Annotated in this window: 1 rRNA gene (running past one end of the window); it reads left to right on the forward strand. The window is 58.3% G+C overall.

What is annotated here, in order from left to right:
• Positions 1–2,779: ribosomal RNA gene (locus tag AB0J00_RS21875) — 23S ribosomal RNA — on the forward strand (it extends 176 nt beyond the left edge of the window).
• The last annotated feature ends 92 nt before the right edge of the window (positions 2,780–2,871 follow it).

Raw genomic sequence — 2,871 nt, forward strand, 5'->3', positions numbered from 1 at the left:
GATGCAGGGAGTCAGAAAGTCATGGGTTAGTGGAAGGCCTCTGGAAGGGGTCGCCGTAGAGGGTGAGAGCCCCGTACACGAAAACTCATGACCTCCCGGGATGTATCCCAAGTAGCACCGAGCCCGTGAAATTCGGTGTGAATCTGGCGGGACCACCCGCTAAGCCTAAATACTCCCTGGTGACCGATAGCGGACAAGTACCGTGAGGGAAAGGTGAAAAGTACCCCGGGAGGGGAGTGAAATAGTACCTGAAACCGTGTGCCTACAAGCCGTGAGAGCCTGACCGGGTTCGCCCGGAGGGTGATTGCGTGCCTTTTGAAGAATGAGCCTGCGAGTTAGCGGTACGTGGCGAGGTTAACCCGTGTGGGGTAGCCGTAGCGAAAGCGAGTCCGAACAGGGCGATTCAGTCGCGTGCTCTAGACCCGAAGCCGAGTGATCTACCCATGGCCAGGTTGAAGCGCGGGTAAGACCGCGTGGAGGACCGAACCCACTTCGGTTGAAAACGGAGGGGATGAGCTGTGGGTAGGGGTGAAAGGCCAATCAAACTCGGTGATAGCTGGTTCTCCCCGAAATGCATTTAGGTGCAGCGTCACGTGTTTCTTGCCGGAGGTAGAGCACTGGATGGCCGATGGGCCCCACAAGGTTACTGACGTCAACCAAACTCCGAATGCCGGTAAGTGAGAGCGTGGCAGTGAGACTGCGGGCGATAAGGTTCGTAGTCGAGAGGGAAACAGCCCAGATCATCAGCTAAGGCCCCTAAGCGTGTGCTAAGTGGAAAAGGATGTGGGATCGCAGTGACAACCAGGAGGTTGGCTTAGAAGCAGCCACCCTTGAAAGAGTGCGTAATAGCTCACTGGTCAAGTGGTTCCGCGCCGACAATGTAGCGGGGCTCAAGCACACCGCCGAAGCTGTGGCATTTCTCCAGTAGCTTGCCGGCCCGCCTTGTGTGGGTCGGCCAGGTGGAGGGATGGGTAGGGGAGCGTCGTGTGGCGGTGGAAGCGGCGGAGTGATCCAGCCGTGGACGCCACACGAGTGAGAATGCAGGCATGAGTAGCGAAAGGGGAGTGAGAAACTCCCCCGCCGGATGACCAAGGGTTCCTGGGCCAGGCTAATCCGCCCAGGGTGAGTCGGGACCTAAGGCGAGGCCGACAGGCGTAGTCGATGGACAACGGGTTGATATTCCCGTACCCGCGAAAGAGCGCCCATGCTGAACCCAGCGATGCTAACCACCCCAAGCCGGGAACTGACCTTCGGGTCTGACTCGGTGGCGGCTGGGACCCGGACTGGTAGTAGGCAAGCGATGGGGTGACGCAGGAAGGTAGTCCTACCGGTGAGTGGTAGTACCGGTGCAAGGGTGTGGCCCGTGGGATAGGCAAATCCGTCCCGCACGAGGGTGAGGCCTGACGCATAGCCGAATGAGGCGAATGGGATGATCCTATGCTGCCGAGAAAAGCCTCTAGCGAGTTCTTAGCGGCCCGTACCCCAAACCAACTCAGGTGGTCAGGTAGAGAATACCAAGGCGATCGAGCGAACTGTGGTTAAGGAACTCGGCAAAATGCCCCCGTAACTTCGGGAGAAGGGGGGCCATCTACTGTCATGGCACGAGCGGCCGGCAGCGGTGGGTGGCCGCAGAGACCAGTGAGAAGCGACTGTTTACTAAAAACACAGGTCCGTGCGAAGTCGAAAGACGATGTATACGGACTGACGCCTGCCCGGTGCTGGAACGTTAAGGGGACGGGTCAGCCGCAAGGCGAAGCTCAGAACTCAAGCGCCAGTAAACGGCGGTGGTAACTATAACCATCCTAAGGTAGCGAAATTCCTTGTCGGGTAAGTTCCGACCTGCACGAATGGCGTAACGACTTCTCAGCTGTCTCAACCACAGGCTCGGCGAAATTGCACTACGAGTAAAGATGCTCGTTACGCGCGGCAGGACGGAAAGACCCCGGGACCTTCACTATAGCTTGATATTGGTGTTCGGTTCGGCTTGTGTAGGATAGGTGGGAGACTGTGAAGCGGGCACGCCAGTGTTCGTGGAGTCATCGTTGAAATACCACTCTGGTCGAATTGGATGTCTAACCTCGGTCCGTGATCCGGATCAGGGACAGTGTCAGGTGGGTAGTTTAACTGGGGCGGTTGCCTCCCAAAATGTAACGGAGGCGCCCAAAGGTTCCCTCAGCCTGGTTGGCAATCAGGTGTCGAGTGCAAGTGCACAAGGGAGCTTGACTGCGAGACCGACGGGTCGAGCAGGAGCGAAAGCTGGGACTAGTGACCCGGCACCGGCATGTGGAAGCGGTGTCGCTCAACGGATAAAAGGTACCCCGGGGATAACAGGCTGATCTTCCCCAAGAGTCCATATCGACGGGATGGTTTGGCACCTCGATGTCGGCTCGTCGCATCCTGGGGCTGGAGTAGGTCCCAAGGGTTGGGCTGTTCGCCCATTAAAGCGGTACGCGAGCTGGGTTTAGAACGTCGTGAGACAGTTCGGTCCCTATCCGCCGTGCGCGTAAGAGACTTGAGAAGAGCTGTCCCTAGTACGAGAGGACCGGGACGGACGAACCTCTGGTGTGCCAGTTGTTCCGCCAGGAGCACTGCTGGTTGGCTACGTTCGGCAGGGATAACCGCTGAAAGCATCTAAGCGGGAAGCTCGCTTCAAGATGAGGTCTCTCACCGGGTCAACCGGGTAAGGCCCCCGCCCAGACCAGCGGGTTGATAGGCCGGAAGTGGAAGCGGCGCAAGTCGTGGAGCTGACCGGTACTAATAGGCCGAGGGCTTGATCACTACACACCCACTTGTGTGTGCCAGCAACTGGCAACCAACTTCGGTGTCTCGCGTCCACTGTGTGGTTCTGAACGTACGGAAACCACCACCCCC

It is taken from the genome of Modestobacter sp. NPDC049651, from assembly GCF_040659695.1.
Taxonomy (GTDB): Bacteria; Actinomycetota; Actinomycetes; order Mycobacteriales; family Geodermatophilaceae; genus Modestobacter.